Consider the following 19,927-nt stretch of genomic DNA (forward strand, 5'->3'; position numbering starts at 1 on the left):
CCGACATCGCCTACTGCGCGGTCAGGTCGTAGAGTGTCACCCCACCCACCGTCGTCGCGGTGAAGTTCTGCTCCACCCAGGCCGCGATCGAGCTGGACGCGCTGCTCCCCCCGTTCGCCTGCCCGACGCTCCCACCGATGAAGTAGTGGATCTCACCGGCCGCGACCATGGCTTTGAACTCGGCGAGGGTCGGCGACGGGTCGGAGCCGTTGAAGCCGCCGATCGGCATCACGGCCTCCTGCGTCGCCAGCTGGTAGGCGGCGGCCGAGTTGGACCCGATGGCCGCGGCCACCCAGGTGTACTTCGACGCGTCCGCCTTCAGCAGCGCCTGCACCGAGGAACTGACCGAGCTCGAGCCGAGCAGGCCGCCCGCACCGCCCTGAGCGCCGCCGGCCGCGGTGCCCGTTCCGGCGCCGGTGCCCGCGCCGGTGCCCGCGCCGGTCCCGCCCTGCGTCGCTCCGCCGGGCGGCGTTCCGCCGAAGCCGCCCTGCGTACCGGTGCCACCCTGCGTGCCGGTGCCACCCTGCGTGCCGGCCCCGGCGGGAGGGGTGCCCCCTGGGCCGCCCTGCCCGCGACCCTGGCCGCCGAATCCGCCACCCGGGCCTCCCATCGACCCGGCCACGGTCGGCCCCGCCGTCACGATGGAGCCGCTGTGCCCCGTCGTCACCGTCTGGATCGAGTACGCAGCCGGAGCGAGCAGCGCCCCCGTCAGCGTCGTCGCGATGGTCGCGATGACCAGGAGGCGCCCCTTCGGCGACAGCAGCACCAGAGTGGCCGCGATCACCGAGACGATCGCGACGACGACCTTGAGCCATGGCAGCCAGTCCGCCGCCCGGTCGAGCAGCACCCACGCCCACGCCGCGGTGCCGAGGATCACGACCGCGGCGACGATGCGCACCCACAGCTTTTCTCGCGCGGCCCACACCGCACCGGCCCCGATCGCGACCACGCCGGCGAGCGCCGGGGCGAGAGCGACCGTGTAGTACGCGTGGAAGATGCCGGCCATGAAGCTGAAGGCGACGGCGGTGACCACGAGCCAGCCGCCGAACAGCAGCAGGGTCGCGCGCCGCGCATCCGTGCGTGCGGCCGTCCTGCCCAGAATCAGAGCGACGACGAAGAGTACGAGGGCCGCGGGCAGCAGCCAGGAGATCTGACCGCCGATCTCGTTCTCGAAGAGCCGGAAGAAACCGGTGGCGCCCCACATGCCGCCGGCCGCCGCTCCCCCGCCCGCGCCTCCGGTCACGCTGCCGGTCTCGCTGCCCGTGAGGCGCCCGAGCCCGTTGTAGCCGAAGGTGAGCTCGAGGAAGCTGTTGGTCTGCGAGCCGCCGATGTACGGACGCATCGAGGCCGGCACGAGTTCCACGATGGCCACCCACCAGCCGGCCGAGACGACGACCGCACCGAGGGCCGCGAACAGGTGACCGAACCGCTTCTTCCACGAGATCGGCGCCGCCGCGAGGTAGACGCCCGCGAGCACCGGCAGGATGAGGAACGCCTGCAGCTGCTTGGTGAGGAAGCCGAAGCCGATGGCGACGCCCGCCCAGATGACCCAGCGGATCCTGCCCGACTCGATTCCGCGGAGCGTGAAGTACGTCGCCGCCGTCAGCAGGAGCACCAGCAGAGCATCCGGGTTGTTGAACCGGAACATCAGCGCCGCGACGGGCGTGATCGCGAGCGCACCGCCAGCCAGCAGGGCCGTCTGCGCCGAGAAGTGCCGTCGCACGATGCAGTAGACGATGGCGACGGTCGCGACGCCCATCAGGGCCTCCGGCACCAGGATGCTCCACGAGCTCAGCCCGAACAGGCGCACCGACAGGGCCATGATCCAGAGGCTCGCCGGCGGTTTGTCGACGGTGATCGAGTTCGCGGCATCCGAGGACCCGTAGAAGAAGGCCTCCCAGTTGACGGAGCCCGCCTGCACCGCGGCCGAGTAGAACGAGTTCGCCCAGCCGCTCGCCGCGAGGTCCCAGATGTAGAGGAAGGCGGTGACGGCGAGCAGGCCGAGCAGTGCGGGCCGCTCCCATGCCGCCGAGTCGGCACGGCCCCGGATGAGCCATCGACCCGCGGCGCGCAGCCGCGAGGGCGGGGGCGCGAGATCGGCCGGATGCGCGGCTGGTGAGTAGTCCACGGCGGGACGGTCCTGCGTTGTGGAGGTCATGATCCGTTCACTTCCTGTCGGAGTTCAGTGGAGCCGGGGAGGTCGTGCTGGTCGGGGAGCGCGCTGAGTCGCGCCGGGTCGGCGGGCCCTGCGCGGCGGCTGCGGAACACCCAGAGGCGCAGCAGCAGGAAGCGCACGAGCGTCGCCGCCAGGTTGGCGACAGTGAGCACGATCAGCTCGGCCCGGGCGCCGGCCTGGGGCATGGCGAGATGCAGCACGGCGAGCGACCCGCTGGTCATCAGCCAGGCGATGCCGAACACGATCAGGCCCTGGAACTGGTGCCGCATCGCACCCGCCGGGCCGCGCACGCCGAAGGTGAACCGGCGGTTGGCCCAGGTGTTGGCGAGCGTGGTCAGCAGCAGTGCGGTGAAGTTCGCGACCTGCGCCGTGAGCACGGACTGCAGAGCCAGGTAGAGCACGGCGTACGCCGCCGTCGACAGCAGCCCGACGATCCCGAACCGCACCACCTGCCCGAAGAAGCTGGGCGGCCGGGGCGGGTCGAACGGGCGCCTGCCGAGCTCGGCGTACACCGACTCCAGTGGGATGCGGCCGCGCGCGATGTTGGTGCCGACGCGCAGCATCCCCTTGAGGTCTTCGCGCGCCGTCGAGACGATGTCGACCGAGCTCTGCGGGTCGTCCACCCAGTCCACCGGGATCTCGTGGATGCGCAGCCCGGCACGTTCGGCGAGAATCAGCAGCTCGGTGTCGAAGAACCAGGCGTCGTCCTCCACGAGCGGGAGCAGCCGGTCGGCGACATCCCGCCTGATCGCCTTGAACCCGCACTGGGCGTCGCTGAAGCTGACCGCCATCGTGCGGCGCAGCAGCAGGTTGTAGCTGCGCGAGATGAACTCGCGCTTGCCGCCGCGGGTGACGCGGGCGCTGCGGCCGAGGCGCGTGCCGATGGCGAGATCGGAGTGGCCGGAGAGCAATGGGGCGACGAGGGGCGGGAGCGCCGCCAGGTCGGTGGAGAGGTCTTCGTCGAGGTAGACGAGGACCTCCGCGGGCGACGACCCCCACACGTGCTTGAGCGCTCGCCCTCGTCCCTTCTGGGCGAGGTGCACGGCGTGCACGTGAGGGAGCCGCACGGCGAGCGCATCCGCGATGGAAGCGGTGGCGTCGGTGCTGGCGTTATCCGCGACGGTGATGCGCCAGGTCTGTTCGATCTGGGCGCTCAGGTAGGCGTGCAGCTGACGGATCGACTGGTCGAGCGTCGCCTGCTCGTTGTAGACAGGCACGACGATGTCGAGTGCGAGGGTTCCAGGTGGGTGCGACATGCCCCCACCATTTCGCCGTTACATTCCTGTGACCTTTGGTGACCCTATGTGCGGCTCATGCCTTTTCTGCGCAGTTCCTATGCGCGCCGAGAGGCGTCCCACCGTGGACCGCGTCGGGTCAGTCCTGTGCGCCGGCGAGCTGGGCGTGATGTTCGGCGTGCGTGGCGGCGGGCACGGCGTCACTCCGCGCGCCGGCAGCGGTGCCGACCCGCTCGTCACCGCCCACCGCACCCGCGTTGCGCAGGAACACGATGATCCAGCTGAAGATCAACACTGCCGCCACCAGTTCGACCGCGGTGAGGTTGTAATACCCGACGGCGAAGAACACCGCGAGCACCACGATCACCCCCAGGTAGACGTACCCCAGCAGCACGAAGACCCGCGGCATCGCCGGGATAAGCCAGCGCAGAGCGATCACGAGTGCGCCGAAGACGGCCGCCATCCCGGTCGCCACGGAGTTGTGCAGCACGAAGAACCGGTCGACCGGGAACAGCCCGACGCAGGCGAGGAAGATGCCGATGAGCACCAGTGCCGTGCCGACGAGCCGGCGCCCGCGCTGCTCGGCGGCCGTAGTCGCGGTCAGGTGCGCCGTCGCCGCGTGGGCGATCGTGGTGACGATGACGCCGGCGACGATCAGCGTCAGGTTGAAGGCGAACGCAGACACGTCGTCCGTCATCCCGAGTGCACTGAGGTTCTTCTGCCACCAATGGGGATCCGAGGAGCTGAGCATGCTGGCGAACACCCCGACGACGAGGAACAGCGCGAGCACGAACGACAGCAGCATCGGCGTGAGCTGAACGGAGGAGAGGAACACGACGTAGGCGGTCACCGCCATCGCGACCCCGGCGAGAACGGCCGCGGGAATGGTGAACACCACGGCGCCGATGAAGCTGCGCTCCACGACGTCGGCGATGCCGATCCAGCCGAGAAGCGCGATGATCCCGTGCGCGAAGGCGAGAGCGGCGATGTCGAACCAGTGCAGCTCGAGCATGGCCGCTCGGCGATCGCCCGACCCGCTCCGGATGCGCACCAGCACCCGCCCGAGCACGAACACGACAACCGCCACGGCCGCGCCTCCGTATGAGACGATCTCGCCGAGCGAGCCCCGGCCGGAGATCGGCAGGTCGCGTCCCCAGGCGACGAACAGCGTCACCAGCCCGCCGACGACGAATGCGGCAGCACCGATGACGAGGGCGACGGACTCGACGGACTCCGCGGTGGCGACGGGCCGCCGCAGCACCCCTTCGATCGACGACGACTGGCTCACCGCTCCTCCTCCCGGCCGGCGGCAGGCGGCCGGTCCCGGGGCGAACCTATCAGCCCACTGTGTCCAGCTCTCGCCGAGCGGCGGTCAGGGCGGTCAGCCGGCCGGGTCGAGGATGCTGCGCAGCGTCGCCGTGTAGTCCTCGAACGCGCGCCGGCCGGTCGTGGTCAGCGCGAGATAGGTGACCGGCACCCGGCCGCGGTGCGCCTTCTCGACCGTCACGTAGCCGGCCTCCTCGAGCTTGCGCAGGTGGGTGGCGAGATTGCCGGCGGTGAGGTCGAGCAGTTCCTGCAGCCGCGGGAACGACATGCTCCCATCGCCGGGGACCGTCGCGAGGGTGGCCGTGATCCTGAGGCGCACGGCCGCGTGGATGACCGGGTCGAGTTCGTCCACGCCCGTCACCGCCGCACGGAGCGCAGCGTGACGATCGCGCCCGTGCCGTAGATGACGAGACCGGCGATCGCCATGACGAGCAGGTTGGGGCCGAGGCCGAGGAACGGCGCCAGCCCTCCGACGACCAGCAGGGCGATACCGAGGGCGAGCTGCACTTTGTCGTGCCAGAGAGCGGCGCCCGCCAGGTAGAGGGTTCCGCACATCAGTGCGTACGCGCTCGGGAAGAAGAGGCCGGCGAGGTCACCGGACATCCCCTGGGAGACGAGGCCGATGCCGAGCAGCGCGAACGCCACCGAGCACACCGACCACGAGATGCCGTAGACGGTGCCGGCGAACTGCGACTGTCCGCGCAGGCCACGGCCGATGCGCGACCCGATGATCCCGGATGCGACGATCGAGCCGACGATGAGCACGCCGAACACGATCCCCGCCGGCACCGGGGCGAAGACCCCCAGCACAGCGAGGTAGAGGGCGAGGAAGCCGACGAGCCAGGCGAAGGCCCAGACGGCGTACAGCCAGACGACGGGGAGGCGCGTTTCACGGTCGACGCGGCGCTGCTGACCATCGATGAGGTCGAGCATCTCCCGCGCGTCGCCGGAGGGTTTCTCGTTCATGTGTACTTTGTAACACAAAGTGGTCTGCACAAGCAAGAAGTTTGTTCAGAGCCCGGCCTGCGTCGCGAGCATCTCCACCGCGAGACGCCAGTCGCGCACCTCCTGCCCCTGACCGCCATCCTCTTCGCCGGGCAGCAGCGCGCGGAACAGCGGCCACACCGTTCCCGCCGTGCGCACCTCTTCGACGAGCCCCAGGTACTCGCCCCCGTAGTAGACCTCCCAGGCCGCCGCGGCGGTCGGGCTGTACATCAGGGTCAGCGGCAGCACGCCGTAGCTGTAGACCGCGTGCTGGTGGAGCAGCTCCTTGCCCGACATGGCGCAAGGATATGCGTGTCCGCCCCCTCCGTGAAGCGGTCGGGTCGCCGCATCACGTCCTGGGCGCGCAGGATGCGGCGCTCAGGCCACGAACAGCCCGTCGCCGGTGACCGCGCCACTGGTCGCATGCGTCACGGTCACGGCCTCGGCGACGACGTCGCGCAAGCGGCCGCGACGTGCGAACGCCTCACGCTGCCGCCCGGCACCGCCGCCCCCGGCGATGATGCGGCGCACGCCCTCGCACGCCTCTTCCTCGTCGCCGTTCGCCGCGAGGGCGGGACGCACGTGGTCGAGCAGCGTCGCCACGGCGTCCGCGGCCTGCGTCTCACGCCAATGCACCGGATGCGGCAGCCGCCCGTTCACGCCGGTCAGCGCCGCCTGCCATCCCGCGAGCCGCAGCGCGGCCGACGGCACAGTGACCGGCTCGACGCCGGCGCGCCACTCCTCCACCGCCGTCTCGACGAGGGCCCGCACCAGCACCGCCAGCGTCACGGTGTCCCTGGCGTCGAGGCAGACGTCGGAGACGCGGATCTCGATCGTGGGCTGCTTGTGCGACAGCCGCGCATCCAGGTAGAGCATTCCGGCATCGAGGATCACACCGGTGTTCACGAGTATTTCCTCGAACGCGTCGTAGGCCTCGACCGAGCCGAACACGTCGGTGGGGCCGGCGCTCTGCCACTGATGCCACGCGGTGAAGCGGAAGCTCGCGTATCCGGTGTCCGTGCCGTTCGCGAAGGGCGAGTTCGCGCTGAGCGCCAGGAGCACGGGCAGCCAGTTGCGGATGCGGTCGAGCACGGCAACGCCCTCCTCGCGCGACTCGATGCCGACGTGCACGTGCAGGCCGCAGACGAGGGTCCCGCTCGCGGTGGCGCCGTAGCGCTCCATCATGGCGTTGTACCGCAGGTCGTCGGTCGCGTGCGGCCGGAAGCGCATGGGCGACATCGCGAGAGCGACCGCCCGCGCGCCCATCGGCACGACGAGCGCATCAGCGCTGCTGCGGGCGGCGACCACGTCGGCGAAGAGCGCGGCGGCGGAGGTCTGCGGACGGCTTTGCGTCTCCAGCATCTCCTGGTTGATCTCCGACGAGATCTGCGGGCTGTCATCGTTCTGCTCGCCCACGGCGTTCAGGGCGTCGACGGCCAGCGCCAGCGGAACCCCCGTCCGCGCATCGACCAGAAGGAGTTCCTCCTCGACGCCGAATGTCCTCATGCGAGCAGTATGCCCATACGGCCCGAAAACGCCAAGCAATCCTCGTTTTCCTCGGCCTTTTCCCGGACAACGCCGGGCGTACACTCCCCGCCATGACGGTCAGCAGGGTGATTCTGGTACGACACGGAGAAAGCACGGCGAACGTGGCTGCGACGGCCGCCGAGGCGGCCGGGCTCGAGACGATCGCGGTCGAGACGCGGGATGCCGACGTGCCCCTCTCACCCCTGGGACGACAGCAGGCGGCGGCCCTCTCGGAGCGACTCTCCGCCGTCGTCGACGACAGCCCCCGCATCTGGAGCTCGCCGTACCGGCGCGCGATCGAGACCGCGCAGCTCGCGCTCGGCGCCGAAGTGCCGCTGATCATCGACGAGCGCCTCCGCGACCGCGAGCTCGGCATCCTCGACGCTCTCACCAGCCGAGGTGTCGACGCACGGCTCCCGGCAGAAGCCGCGCGGCGTCGCTGGGTCGGCAAGTTCTACTACAGGCCCCCGGGAGGCGAGTCGTGGACGGACGTCGCCCTCCGGCTGCGCTCCTTTCTGCGCGACGCGCTGACGCCGACCCGTCCCGACGTCGTCGATGGGGGTCCCGGCGGCCCGGCCCCCACCCGGTCGGGGAGCACGCTCGTCGTGTTCGCGCACGACGCGGTGGTCAGCCTGGTGCGCTACATCCTGCTCGGATACACCGAACAGGAGCTCGAGGAGTTCCTCCTCACGCGCGTCGTGGCCAACGCGTCCGTCACGACGCTGCTGCTCGATGCGTCCGCCGTCTGGCGGGTCGAGACCTTCTCAGACGACCGGCATCTTCAGGAGGCCGGACTGCCCACCACCGAGCATCAGGGAGCCGCCCGTGTCGAAGCGAACTGACTCGCACACCGCGATCCAGGTGGACGACGCGTTCCTCCGCCGCTGGCCGCTCCCGGAGCCGAGCGGATCGAAGCGTTCGCGCGGCGAGGTGCTCGTCGTCGGCGGCGCTCCCCGCTCGCCGGGCGCCGCGATGCTCGCGGGCAGGGCCGCGCTGCGGGTCGGCGCCGGACGCCTGACCCTGGCGGTGGCCGGATCGGTCGCGACCGCCGTCGCCGTCGAGGTGGCCGAGAGCGGGATCGTTCCCCTCGAGGAATCATCGGACGGTCACGTCGTCGGCCGGTCCGTCCGCCGGGCCGAGAGCGATCTCGCCGGCGCCGACGCCGTGCTCCTCGGTCCGGGACTCGACGACATCCGGGAGACCAGACGGATGCTCCGCGACGCGGGCGGGCTGGTGGCGCCCCGTGCGACCGTGGTGCTCGACGCGTTCGCGCTCGGTGCCATCGCCGGCCGTCCGCACCTGGCTCGCGCCCGCTCGCGCATCCTGACCCCGAACCTCGACGAAGCCGAGCTGCTGCTCGGGCGACCGCGTTCGCGGGATGCGGAGGGCACGCGCGGCGCCGACCGCGACGTGACCGAGATCGCCCGCCGGTACGACGCCGTCGTCAGCTGTCACAGCACCATCGCGTCTCCCGACGGCCGCCTGTTCCACATCCTCGACGGCGGCCCCGGCCTCGGCACCTCGGGCAGTGGGGACGCCCTCGCCGGAGCCATCGCCGGACTCGCCGCCCGAGGGTGCGACCCGGTGCAGGCCGCGGTCTGGGGAACCGCTCTGCATGCGGCTGCAGGCCGTGCGCTGGCGTCAGAGGTCGGGACGCTCGGCTTTCTGGCCGGCGAGATCGTCGACCGCCTGCCGCGTGAATTGGCGGCCGTCGAGCAGCGATAGGCTCGGCGGAGAATTGCCGACCACCGCGATGGGATGACGCCTTGGCCTTCTTCGACCTGCCCCTCGACGAGCTCCGCACCTACACCCCGGAGGTGCGACGCCCGGCCGACCTCGACGCCTTCTGGGGTCGCACGCTGGCGGAGGCCGCCGCGCATCCGATCGATGTCACCCTCACGCCGGTCGACACCGGATTCGTGCTCGTCGACACGTTCGATGTCGAATTCAGCGGCTTCGCCGGGGACCGCATCCGGGGCTGGCTGCGGGTGCCGCACGGCAGCGAGCCGGGCACACTCCCCGCCGTGGTGCAGTTCGTCGGCTACGGCGGCGGGCGCGGTCTCGCCAGCGAGCCGTCGGCGTGGGCCCAGGCCGGCTATGCGCACTTCGTGATGGACACCCGCGGGCAGGGCTCCGGCTGGAGCATCGGCGACACGGCCGACGAGCTGCACGGCGCTGCCGGGCCCGCGCATCCGGGGTTCATGACCCGCGGCATCCGCAACCGCGACCACTACTACTACCGTCGGCTCTTCACGGATGGCGTTCGCGCGGTGGAGGCCGTGCGCTCCCTCGACCTCGTCGACCCCGGTCTCGTCTTCGCGAGCGGGGGAAGCCAGGGCGGCGGCATCGCCCTGGCCGTCGCCGGGCTCACGCCGGGTCTTGCCGGTGTCATGCCCGACGTGCCGTTCCTCTGCCACTTCGAGCGCGCCATCGTGATCACCGACGCCAACCCGTTCGGCGAGATCGCGAGCTACCTGCGCGTCCACCGCGACGAGGTGGAGGATGTGCTCGACACGCTCTCGAACTTCGACGGAGTGAACCTCGTCGCGACCGCCGATGCCCCCGCCCTCTTCTCGGTGGCACTGATGGACGAGATCGTCCCGCCGTCGACCGTCTTCGCGGCCCACAACAGGTATCCCGCCGAGAAGGAGATCATCGTGTACCCGTTCAACGGACACGAGGGCGGCCAGCTGTTCCAGGAGGAGCGGAAGCTGCGCTGGGCCAACGCCCGGGTCGCGGCCATGCGCGCTTGAGCCCGGCCGACTGCGCTCACCTGTTCCCGGCCGCACCGGCTTCGGCGGGAAGGCGACGCGCGAGCACCTGACCGGGCCACTCGCCGACGGTGAACGTGTCGGTGCGTGTGTAGCCGCAGGACTCGTAGAAGCGCACGAGGTCCCCGTTGCCACCGGCATAGCAGTCGACCCGCAGCAGGTCCACGCCGGCCGCGCGCGCCTCGTCGTCCGCGAAGGCGAGCAGGCGACGCCCCACGCCCCGCGCGCGCGGATCGCGCGACCCGATCAGCACCTTCACGTAGAGTTCTGGCTCCGTCGCCGCCGGCACATAGTCGGTCGCGTCACCGAGGATGAGGGCACCGACGACCCCGGCCTCCGGATGCTCCGCCACCCACGCTCCCCGCTCCGCCACCCAGCCCGTCACCCGGTCGACCTGCCGCTGCTGCGTCGAGAACGGCTCGCGCCCCCACTGCGCATCGTTGCCGATCTCGGCGAACCAGGCGATCGCGTCATCGAACAGCCGGAGCACCGCTGCAGCATCGGCGGGCACGGCGTTGCGGATGCGGATCTCGGTCGTGACGTCGGTCATCGGTGCTCCCTGCTCAGTCGGCGCGATAAGAACATTCTCAGCGGTCGAGCGTTCGCCCGGGCGACAGCACGAGATCGGCGACCTGCACCGGATGCGAGAGGTTCGCGAGATGCCCACCGTCCACGTCGTCGATCGGAAGGCCGAGACGCTCCCGGGCGACCCGCCGCTGGAAGTCCAAGGGGAAGAAGCGGTCGTCGCGACCGGAGATGACTCTGGTCGGCACTGCCGGCCACGCCTCGAAGTCGCAGGGTGTCGAGAAGGCTTCCTCCGCCTCCGAGCCCTCGTGGTGGCTGAGCTCCTCGCGCTGCTCGGCGGTGAGGTCGTGGGTGAAGTAGGTCTCCAGATCGAAGCCGGTGTCCGGATCCCGCCCCGCCGCGAGGTCGTTACGACGAACCGCATCCTCATACCCGGTCGCCGCCCACCACTCGCCGGCCGTCTCGCCCGGCACGGGGATCATCGCGTTGAGGAACACCAGACCCCGCACGGGGAGCCGCTGCGCGGCGAGCGCGGCGGTGAAGGCGCCCATCGACTGGGAGGCGAGCACCACCTCGTCGCTACCGGCCGCGGCCTCGACCGTCTGCCGCGTGTACTCGGTGAGCCCGTTCGTCCCACCGGCCGCGAAGTCGACGGCGACAGCGTCGTGTCCGCGGCGGTGCAACTCCTCGACGACGAGGTGCCAGATCCAGCCGGCCCCTCCTGCACCGGGGAGGAACAGGTACCTCATGCGATGGCGATCGAGCCGTCGTCGGCGATCTCCCACGACGGGTTGTACGCCACCTCCCAGACGTGGCCGTCGAGGTCGGCGAAGTAGCCGGAGTAGCCGCCCCAGAACACGCGCTCCGGGGCCTTCAGGATGCGCGCGCCCGCCGCCTCCGCCTGCGCGAACACGGCGTCGACCTCCTCGACGGACCGCTCATTGAGGGCGATGGTCACGCCGCTGAAGGTTCCGTCGATCGGATGCCGTGCGTCCTCCTCGAGATCGGAGCGGCCGAACAGGGAGAGGCCGATCCCGTTCAGCTGATAGAAGCAGACGCCGTCCTGGGCCGCGGCAGGGGTCCAGCCGAGGCCGTCCTCGTAGAAGGCGCGCGCCCGCGCCAGATCGTCGACGCCGAACGTGACAAGTGAGATGCGCTGTTCCATGCCGCGACCATACCCCGGACCCGCGACACGGGGGCGCCGAGGATCACCCGGCCGGCGCGACGAGCAGCTAGCGGGCCAGCGCCTGGTCGATGTCCGCCAGCAGGTCCGCCACGTCCTCGAGTCCGACCGAGAGCCGGATGACGTTGTCGGGCACCTCGAGCTCGGTTCCGCGCACCGAGGCGTGCGTCATCTCCGACGGGTAGCCGATGAGCGACTCGACGCCGCCGAGCGACTCCGCGAGCTGGAAGATCTCCGTCGACTCCGCGAACCGGCGTGCGGCCGCCGCTCCCCCGGCGAGCGCCACCGAGAGCATCCCGCCGAACCGGCTCATCTGACGCGCGGCGAGTTCGTGGCCCGGGTGCTCCGGCAGTCCGGGATAGTAGACCGCGTCGATGCCGGCATGGCCGACCAAGCGCTCGGCCAGGGCCTGCGCGTTCTCGGAGTGGCGCTGCATCCGCACATCCAGTGTTTTGATCCCGCGGGTGGTCAGCCACGCATCCAGGGGCGCCGAGACCGCGCCGGCGGCGAACTGGATGAACTGCACCTTCTCGGCGAGCTGCTCGTCATCGATGACGAGAGCGCCGCCGATCACGTCGGTGTGACCGCCGAGGTACTTCGTCGTGGAGTGCACGACAACATCGGCGCCGAGCGCCAGCGGCTGCTGCAGTGCGGGCGACGCGAAGGTGTTGTCGACGACGACGAGAGCGCCGACCGACCGGCCGAGCTCCGCGAGGGCGGCGACGTCGCTGATCTTCATCAGCGGGTTGCTCGGTGTCTCGATCCAGAGCACGCGGGTGCGTTCCGTGCCGAGTGCTCCGCGCGCCGCGTCGAGGTCCGTCAGATCCACCGTCGTGTTCCGGATGCCCCACGCGCCGTGGATCCGGTTGATCAGCCGGTGCGTGCCGCCGTAGACGTCGTTGCCGAGCACCACGTGGTCGCCGGGCTGCAGTACCGCGCGCAGCAGGGCGTCCTCGGCCGCGAGGCCGGAAGCGAACGAGAGCGCGCGCTTGCCGCCCTCGAGCGCAGCCAGCTGGGTCTCGAGGGAGCTGCGGGTCGGGTTGCCGGCGCGGCCGTACTCGTAACCGCCCCGCAGCCCTCCGACGCCGTCCTGCACGAACGTCGAGGTCTGGTAGATCGGCGGGATGATCGCGCCGGTGGTCGGGTCGAACTCCTGGCCGGCGTGGATCGCGCGCGTGCTGAAGCCGTGACTGCTGTCGTTCATCGTCTGCTTTCTCGTGGTGCGGGTCATTCGCTGAGGAAGTTGAGGAGGTCCTGCCGGGTGAGCACCGCGACCGGCTTGCCATCCTCGGTCACGAGGAGGGCGTTCGTCGTCGCAAGTGCGGCACGCGCGGCGCTGACCGACTCGTTGATCCCGATCAGGTCGAGCGGCTCGCCGAGGAACGCGCCCACGTCGTCCGACATCTGGGCGCGGCCGCTGAACACCGCGTCGACCAGAGACGTCTCGTCGAGCGCGCCCGCCACCTCGCCCATCACCACGGGCGGCTCGGCGGTCAGCACCGGCAGCTGCGACACCCCGTAGGTGTTCATGATCTGGATGGCGTCCCGCACCGTGTCCGACGGATGCGCGTGAACCAGGTCGGGCAGGTCGCGGCGCTTGGTACGGATGACGTCGTGCACCGTCGACTCGTCGGGAACGTCGCTGAAACCGTAGGAGCGCATCCACTTGTCGTTGAAGATCTTGCCCAGGTAGCCGCGCCCGCCATCGGGCAGGATGACCACGACGATGTCGTCGGCGGTCAGGGACTCCGCCGCACGCAGCGCGGCGACGACGGCCATGCCGCTCGATCCGCCGACGAGGATGCCCTCTTCGCGCGCCAGCCGGCGGGTCATCGCGAACGAGTCGGCGTCCGAGACGGCGATCACCTCGTCGACGACGCTGGGGTCGTAGGCCGACGGCCAGAAGTCCTCGCCGACGCCCTCGACGAGATACGGCCGTCCGGTGCCGCCCGAGTAGACGGAGCCTTCCGGGTCGGCGCCGATGATGCGCACCCGCCCGTCGGAGGCCTCCTTGAGGAAGCGCCCGGTGCCGCTGATGGTGCCACCCGTGCCGACGCCGGCGACCAGGTGCGTGATGCGCTGGTCGGTGTCGCGCCAGATCTCGGGACCGGTCGTCTCGTAGTGGCTGCGCGGTCCGTTGGGGTTGGCGTACTGGTTGGGCTTGAACGCGCCGGGGATCTCGGTCACCAGGCGGTCGGAGACGCTGTAGTAGGAGTCGGGGTGATCCGGGGCGACCGAGGTCGGGGTCACCACGATCTCGGCGCCGTAGGCGGTCAGCACGTTGCGCTTGTCCTCGCCGACCTTGTCCGGGAGCACGAACACGCACCGGTAGCCGCGCTGCTGCGCGACCAGTGCCAGTCCCACTCCGGTGTTGCCGCTCGTCGGCTCGACGATCGTCCCGCCGGGTTTCAGCAGACCGTCCCGCTCCGCGGCATCGATGATGCGCGTCGCGATCCGGTCTTTCGATGAACCTCCGGGGTTCAGGTACTCGAGCTTGACGAGCACCGTCGCCGCGATCCCGTCGACAACCTTGTTGAGCTTGACGAGGGGAGTGTTGCCGACCAAATCGATGATGGTCTCTGCGTAATCCACGCGACCAACCGTAACAGCGCGGCGGTGATTCGCTCAGTGGGTTACGTGCCGCCGCTCAGGTGCGCAGGGCGGCCACCTCTGTGCCGGATGCCCGGGAAGACCGCCACCGTAGAATCGACGCATGCCCGTGTCTGAGCTCTCGACCGTCGCACAGGACTATCTGAAGGTCATCTGGTCGGCGACGGAATGGTCCGAGACCCCGATCACGGTCAAGCAGCTCGCCGAGCGCCTCGGCGTGCGCGCGGCCACCATCTCCGACGGCATCCGGCGGCTCGCCGACCAGGGGATGCTCGTGCACGAGCCGTACGGCGGCATCGAGCTCACCGCGACCGGCCGGCGGCACGCGGTCGCGATGGTGCGCAGGCACCGGCTGATCGAGACGTTCCTGGTCGAGGAGCTCGGCTACGGCTGGGACGAGGTGCATGACGAGGCCGAGGTGCTCGAGCACGCCGTCTCCGACAACCTCATCGAGCGCATCGACCGCCGGCTCGGCTTCCCGTCACGCGACCCGCACGGCGACCCCATCCCGAGCGCCGACGGCACCCCGCACCTCCCGGATGCCCGCCCGCTGATCTCTGCGGAAACAGGTGTTCCCCTCGTGGTCTCGCGCATCTCGGATGCCGACCCGGCCGTGCTCCGTTACCTCGCCGACCGCGGCATCCGGCTCGACACCCGGCTGAGCATCGACGAGCACCGCGAGTTCGCCGGCGACGTGACGCTGCGGCTCGACGACGGCGAGGTCGTGCTCGGTGCGACCGCCGCCGGCGCCGTCTGGGTCACCGGCGCCTGACCGTTCCTGCCCGGGCGGTCAGCCGCCGACCCAGCCCGCGATCGTCAGCACCACGAGCGTCACGTTCAGCACGACGACCAGGGTGGCGATCCCGAAGCCGAGCACGCGCATCCCGCGGCCGTCGGCCCTCTCCCCCATCACCGCACGTGACCCGGTGAGCCGCAGCAGCGGGATCATCGCGAACGGGATGCCCAGGCTCAGGAACACCTGGCTCACGACCAGCGCCCAGGTGGGCTCGACGCCCAGCGCGAGGATGACGATGGCCGGGATGAGCGTGACGATACGGCGGGTCAGCAACGGGATGCGCACCTTCAGCAGCCCGGCCATGATCGTCGCCCCGGCGTAGCTCCCGACCGACGTCGAGGCGAGCCCGGAGGCGAGCAGGCCGATCGCGAAGACGGCGGCGATGACCGGTCCGAGCGCGTCGCCGATGGCCGCGTGCGCCCCCTCGATGGTGTCCGTCCCCGCGACGCCGCCGAGGGAGGCCGCGGCCAGCAGGAGCATCGCGATGTTGACCGCTCCGGCGAGCGCGAGGGCTGCGAGCACGTCGATCTTGGTCGCACGCAGCAGGCGGCCGACGGTGCCCGGCGACATCGAGTGGCCGTGGCGGTCGCGGGCGAGCGCCGAGTGAAGGTAGATCGCGTGCGGCATCACGGTCGCGCCGAGCATGCTCGCCGCGAGCAGCACGGTGGGGGCGCCGTCGAACCGCGGCACGAGGCCTCCCGCCGCCGCCCGCCAGTCGACCGGGCTCACGAAGAGGCCGGCGAGGAAGCCGATGGCGATCACGCCGAGGAGCCCCAGGATGACCATCTCGAAGGGCCGCTGACCCCGCCTGGTCTGGATCGCGAGGATGCCGATGGCCACCAGCCCGACGATCAGTCCGCCGAGGGGCAGCGGGAGCCCGAAGAGCAGGTTGAGCGCGATCGCTCCGCCGATGACCTCGGCGAGATCCGTGGCGGCGGCCACCAGCTCGGCCTGGGCCCAGAACGCGCGCCGGGTGCCCGTGCCGAGCCGGGAACCGAGCAGCTCCGGAAGGCTCGAGCCGGTGACGATCCCGAGCTTGGCCGATTGGTACTGCACGAAGACCGCGATCGCGTTCGCGGCGACCAGCACCCAGACCAGCAGGTAGCCGTAGCGGGCGCCCGCGGTGAGATTGGCGGCGACGTTCCCCGGGTCGACGTAGGCGATCGCGGCGACGAAGGCCGGTCCGAGCAGCAGGAGCAGGCGCGCGCGCGACCGACCCGTGCGCCGCGCGACCTCGACCGCCATTCGATGCCCCTCATCCAATTGTTAGCCGAGCCTAACACTTGGTACGCGCCCGCAGCAGCCGCCGTCGAGTCCGGGAGAAATCAGGATCCGTGGCCTCGGAACGCGATTTCTCCCGGACTCGATCGGGGCGTCAGTTGTCGAGGGCGGGCTCGGAGCCCTGCACCTGCTCGCGGTACAGGCGCGAGTAGACGCCGTCGAGCCCGAGCAGCTCGCGGTGCGTCCCGCGCTCCACCACCTGGCCGTGGTCGATCACGAAGATCACGTCGGCGGCCACGATGGTCGAGAGGCGGTGGGCGATCGCGATGGTCGTGCGTCCGCGGGAGGCGGTGTCGAGCGCCTGCTGCACCACGCGCTCCGAGATCGAGTCGAGGGCGCTCGTCGCCTCGTCGAGGATGAGCACCTCGGGGTTCTTCAGCAGCACGCGCGCGATCGCGATGCGCTGCTTCTCGCCACCGGAGAGGCGGTAGCCGCGCTCCCCCACCACCGTGTCGTAGCCGTCGGGGAAGCCGGCGATCGTGTCGTGGATGTTGGCGTTGCGCGTCGCCGCCTCGATCTCGGCCTGCGTCGCATCCGGTTTCGCGTAGCGGAGGTTCTCGGCGATGGTGGCGTGGAACAGGTACGTCTCCTGCGACACCACGCCGATGTGCGACACCAGCGACTCCTGCTGGAGGGCGCGGATCTCCGTCTCGCCGAACAGGATGCGCCCGCTCGTCGCGTCGTAGAAGCGCGGGATGAGGTAGGACACCGTCGTCTTGCCGGCCCCGGACGGCCCGACGAACGCGGCGAACTCCCCCGGCTCGATCACGAACGAGACGTCGTCGAGGGTGTTGCGCTCCTCGGGGCGCGCATCCGGATAGCGGAAGACCACGTGATCGAACTCGATGCGCCCGAGCTCGCGGTTCGGGTCGACCGGCACGGCGTCGGGGCGGTCCGCGATGGCCGGCTTGAGGTCGAGGTACTCGAAGATGCGCGCGAAGAGCGCACCGGAGGTCTGCAGGTCGAGCGCGACACGCATCAGGCCGAGCAACGGGAAGAGGAGCCGCGCCTGCACCGTCGTGAAGGCGACGATCGTTCCGGCCGTGATGTCGTTCGCGCCGCCGAGGATCAGCCAGCCCGACACGAGGTAGACGATGGCGGGGATCGACGAGAGGAAGATGTTGACCATCGCGAAGAACCACTGGCCGCTCATCGCCTGCGACACCTGCAGGCGGATCTGGTTCTGGTTCTCGTCGGAGTAGCGGCCGACCTCGGTGGCCTGCCGGTTGAAGCTCTTCGACAGCAGGATGCCCGACACGCTCAGCGTCTCCTGCGTGATCGCCGTCATGTCCGAGAGCGACTCCTGAGTCTTCGTGGCGATGCGCGCCCGCACCTGTCCGACCCGGCGCTGGGCGATCACCAGGATCGGCATGAGCACCACCGCCACGATGGTCAGCTGCCAGTTGAGCAGCAGCATCGCGACGAACGCGGCGATCACTGTGACCGTGTTGCCGAGGATGCTCGACATGGTGTTGGTGAGCACGTTGGCCACCCCGCCGACGTCGTTCTGCAGGCGCGACTGGATGATGCCCGTCTTCGTCTTGGTGAAGAAGCTCAGCTCCATCGACTGCAGGTGCGAGAACAGCCGCACCCGCAACGCGCCCATCACCTTGTTGCCGACAGACGCGGTGAGATACGTCTGCCACACGCCGAGCAGCGCCGAGCCGACGAAGACCACGATCATCGTGATGACGATGGTGATCAGCACGGGCATGTCGGGGCCGCCGGTCTTCGGGAACAGCCCGTCGTCGAAGGCGCGCTGAGTGAGGAGCGGAGGCACCACCGAGAGGGCCGCACCGATCAGCACGAGACCCATCGTGACGATGATCGCGGTGCGGTGCGGTGCGAAGAGGCCGCCGATGCGGCGCAGCAGATTCGGGATCTTCGGAGCCGTCGCGTTGAGTGCCTTCTGGGCGGCGACGTCGCCTCCGCTGACGCGACCGCGACCTCCGCCACCGCCGCCCGCTCCGCGCATCCCGCTCATGTGTTCAGGGTAACCCCGGCCGCTGACGCCGGTGGGCGACGCCGTATTCGCTCCGCTACGGGCGAAACGACGGTGTCCCATCGTGTGATCCAACCGTGATGCAAGCGCTTGACGTAAACGCTTGCATTGCCCCCGTACGCGGGGTAGCGTCTCGACCGGGCGCATCCGAGCGCCTGCACCAAGAAGCTCACGCTCAACGAGGAGTGAAATGAAAGCAGCACGTCTCTCCGTGATTGCCGGAGTTGCCATCGTCGGTATCGCCCTGGCGGGTTGTACCGGCGGCGGGTCAGGAGGCAGCGGCGGCGGCGGCGACGCCGGCCAGAACCTCACGGGCAAGGGCCCGATCACCTACGTTCAGGGCAAGGACAACTCGAACGTCGTGCGACCGCTCATCGACAAGTGGAACGCAGCCCACCCGGACGAAAAGGTCACCTTCAAGGAGCAGTCCGACCAGGCCGACCAGCAGCACGACGACCTCGTGCAGCACTTCCAGGCCAAGGATGCGAACTACGACGTCGTCGACGTCGACGTCGTATGGACCGGCGAGTTCGCGGCCAAGGGCTGGTTGCAGCCGCTGAAGGACACCTTCAAGATGGACAACTCGGCGCTCCTGGCACCGACCGTCAAGTCCGGAACGTACAACGGAACGCAGTACGCGGCCCCGCAGACCTCCGACGGCGGCATCCTGTACTACCGCAAGGATCTGGTGCCGACCCCGCCGAAGACGTGGGACGAGATGATCAAGGACTGCGACATCGCCAAGGCCAAGGGCATCGGATGCTACGCCGGCCAGTTCGCGAAGTACGAAGGCCTGACGGTGAACGTGGCTGAGGCCATCAACACCAACGGCGGCACCATCGTCGGTGACGACGGCAAGACCGTCACGGTCGACAGCGCCGAGGCCAACGCGGGACTGACCCGACTGGTCGACGGCTTCAAGAACGGGCAGATCCCGGCTGAGGCCATCACCTACCAGGAGGAGCAGGGACGCCAGGCCTTCGAGGCGGGCAAGCTCCTGTTCCTGCGCAACTGGCCGTACGTGTACAACCTGGCGAAGACCGACGGAAGCTCGACGGTGAAGACCACCTTCGGTGTCGCTCCGCTGCCGGGTGTGACCGCCGACAAGCCGGGCGTCTCCAGCCTGGGTGGCCACAACGCCGCGATCAGCGTCTACTCCAAGCACAAGGCGACCGCCTTCGAGTTCCTGAAGTTCCTGCAGAGCGAAGAGACCCAGAAGTTCTTCGTGACCCAGGGATCGCTGGCACCCGTGCTCTCGTCGCTGTACGACGACGCCAGCCTGAACACCCAGCTGCCGTACCTGTCGACCCTGAAGACGTCGATCGAGAACGCGGTCCCGCGTCCCGTCTCGCCGTTCTACCCGGCCATCACCAAGGCCGTTCAGGACAACGCGTACACGGCTCTGAAGGGCGACGTGAGCGTCGACCAGGCGCTGAAGAACATGGCGTCCGCCATCAAGACGGCGAGCGCCGGATAACCCACGGGCAACGGTCACCGGGCGGCGGGAACCT

19 protein-coding genes are annotated in these 19,927 nt (G+C 70.0%); 5 read left to right on the forward strand and 14 right to left on the reverse strand.

The annotated features are described in order from the left end of the window. Positions 1 to 10 precede the first annotated feature (10 nt). From PKE84_RS11120 to PKE84_RS11150, 7 genes are all read right to left on the reverse strand, one after another. Positions 11 to 2,158, reverse strand: coding sequence for a glycosyltransferase family 39 protein (locus PKE84_RS11120; RefSeq protein WP_271177311.1), 2,148 nt, complete (start codon positions 2,156 to 2,158; stop codon positions 11 to 13). Next, complete coding sequence (locus PKE84_RS11125) at positions 2,155 to 3,432, reverse strand: bifunctional glycosyltransferase family 2/GtrA family protein (protein WP_271177312.1); 1,278 nt, start codon at positions 3,430 to 3,432, stop codon at positions 2,155 to 2,157. Before PKE84_RS11125 ends, PKE84_RS11120 begins: the two co-directional genes overlap by 4 nt. Positions 3,433 to 3,550: 118 nt before the next feature. Beyond that, positions 3,551 to 4,699, reverse strand: coding sequence for a DUF998 domain-containing protein (locus PKE84_RS11130; protein WP_271177313.1), 1,149 nt, complete (start codon positions 4,697 to 4,699; stop codon positions 3,551 to 3,553). Positions 4,700 to 4,792: 93 nt separating this feature from the next. Next, positions 4,793 to 5,089 (reverse strand): transcriptional regulator, encoded by a 297-nt coding sequence (locus PKE84_RS11135; RefSeq protein ID WP_271177314.1) that lies wholly within the window; start codon positions 5,087 to 5,089, stop codon positions 4,793 to 4,795. 5 nt (positions 5,090 to 5,094) lie between these two features. Beyond that, on the reverse strand, positions 5,095 to 5,703 hold the full coding sequence (locus tag PKE84_RS11140; RefSeq protein ID WP_271177315.1) for a hypothetical protein: 609 nt from the start codon (positions 5,701 to 5,703) through the stop codon (positions 5,095 to 5,097). Between the two features lie 45 nt (positions 5,704 to 5,748). Continuing rightward, positions 5,749 to 6,018, reverse strand: coding sequence for a hypothetical protein (locus PKE84_RS11145; RefSeq protein ID WP_271177316.1), 270 nt, complete (start codon positions 6,016 to 6,018; stop codon positions 5,749 to 5,751). Positions 6,019 to 6,099: 81 nt separating this feature from the next. Then, the gene (locus PKE84_RS11150) at positions 6,100 to 7,227 is read right to left on the reverse strand and encodes a carboxylate-amine ligase (RefSeq protein ID WP_271177317.1); all 1,128 of its coding nucleotides are present in this window, start codon (positions 7,225 to 7,227) and stop codon (positions 6,100 to 6,102) included. Positions 7,228 to 7,319: 92 nt separating this feature from the next. Between PKE84_RS11150 and PKE84_RS11155 the strand changes: the two genes are divergently transcribed. Genes PKE84_RS11155 through PKE84_RS11165 form a run of 3 tightly spaced genes read left to right on the forward strand, consistent with a single transcriptional unit; the run spans position 7,320 to position 10,001 of the window. Then, entirely contained in the window at positions 7,320 to 8,090 is a 771-nt protein-coding gene (locus PKE84_RS11155; protein ID WP_271177318.1) for a histidine phosphatase family protein, read from the forward strand. Then, entirely contained in the window at positions 8,074 to 8,973 is a 900-nt protein-coding gene (locus PKE84_RS11160) for an ADP-dependent NAD(P)H-hydrate dehydratase (protein ID WP_271177319.1), read from the forward strand. Before PKE84_RS11155 ends, PKE84_RS11160 begins: the two co-directional genes overlap by 17 nt. A gap of 41 nt (positions 8,974 to 9,014) precedes the next feature. Continuing rightward, complete coding sequence (locus tag PKE84_RS11165) at positions 9,015 to 10,001, forward strand: acetylxylan esterase (protein ID WP_271177320.1); 987 nt, start codon at positions 9,015 to 9,017, stop codon at positions 9,999 to 10,001. Positions 10,002 to 10,017: 16 nt separating this feature from the next. Here the strand turns inward: PKE84_RS11165 and PKE84_RS11170 are convergent, their stop codons facing one another. From PKE84_RS11170 to PKE84_RS11190, 5 genes are all read right to left on the reverse strand, one after another. Then, positions 10,018 to 10,569: a GNAT family N-acetyltransferase gene (locus PKE84_RS11170; protein WP_271177321.1), complete on the reverse strand. Its 552-nt coding sequence runs from the start codon at positions 10,567 to 10,569 to the stop codon at positions 10,018 to 10,020. Between the two features lie 37 nt (positions 10,570 to 10,606). Then, entirely contained in the window at positions 10,607 to 11,293 is a 687-nt protein-coding gene (locus PKE84_RS11175; protein WP_271177322.1) for an alpha/beta fold hydrolase, read from the reverse strand. Then, a complete protein-coding gene (locus PKE84_RS11180) occupies positions 11,290 to 11,709 on the reverse strand; it encodes a VOC family protein (RefSeq protein WP_271177323.1) in 420 nt (139 codons plus the stop codon). The genes PKE84_RS11175 and PKE84_RS11180 overlap by 4 nt, the downstream gene beginning before the upstream one ends. 67 nt (positions 11,710 to 11,776) lie before the next feature. After that, positions 11,777 to 12,931: a cystathionine gamma-synthase gene (locus PKE84_RS11185; protein WP_271177324.1), complete on the reverse strand. Its 1,155-nt coding sequence runs from the start codon at positions 12,929 to 12,931 to the stop codon at positions 11,777 to 11,779. Between the two features lie 23 nt (positions 12,932 to 12,954). Continuing rightward, positions 12,955 to 14,319: a cystathionine beta-synthase gene (locus PKE84_RS11190; RefSeq protein ID WP_271177325.1), complete on the reverse strand. Its 1,365-nt coding sequence runs from the start codon at positions 14,317 to 14,319 to the stop codon at positions 12,955 to 12,957. A 121-nt stretch (positions 14,320 to 14,440) separates the two neighbouring features. Between PKE84_RS11190 and PKE84_RS11195 the strand changes: the two genes are divergently transcribed. After that, the gene (locus PKE84_RS11195; RefSeq protein WP_271177326.1) at positions 14,441 to 15,109 is read left to right on the forward strand and encodes a metal-dependent transcriptional regulator; all 669 of its coding nucleotides are present in this window, start codon (positions 14,441 to 14,443) and stop codon (positions 15,107 to 15,109) included. An 18-nt stretch (positions 15,110 to 15,127) separates the two neighbouring features. On the opposite strand, the gene PKE84_RS11200 is transcribed toward PKE84_RS11195, so the two are convergent. Next, positions 15,128 to 16,378, reverse strand: a complete 1,251-nt coding sequence (locus tag PKE84_RS11200) for an Nramp family divalent metal transporter (RefSeq protein WP_271177327.1) — start codon at positions 16,376 to 16,378, stop codon at positions 15,128 to 15,130. Positions 16,379 to 16,508: 130 nt separating this feature from the next. Beyond that, a complete protein-coding gene (locus tag PKE84_RS11205) occupies positions 16,509 to 18,398 on the reverse strand; it encodes an ABC transporter ATP-binding protein (RefSeq protein ID WP_271177328.1) in 1,890 nt (629 codons plus the stop codon). Positions 18,399 to 18,606: 208 nt separating this feature from the next. Here PKE84_RS11205 and PKE84_RS11210 point away from each other — a divergent pair, with 208 nt between their 5' ends. Then, positions 18,607 to 19,893, forward strand: coding sequence for an ABC transporter substrate-binding protein (locus PKE84_RS11210; protein WP_271177329.1), 1,287 nt, complete (start codon positions 18,607 to 18,609; stop codon positions 19,891 to 19,893). Positions 19,894 to 19,927: the final 34 nt, after the last annotated feature.

It is taken from the genome of Leifsonia poae (assembly GCF_027921845.1).
Lineage (GTDB): Bacteria > Actinomycetota > Actinomycetes > Actinomycetales > Microbacteriaceae > Leifsonia > Leifsonia poae.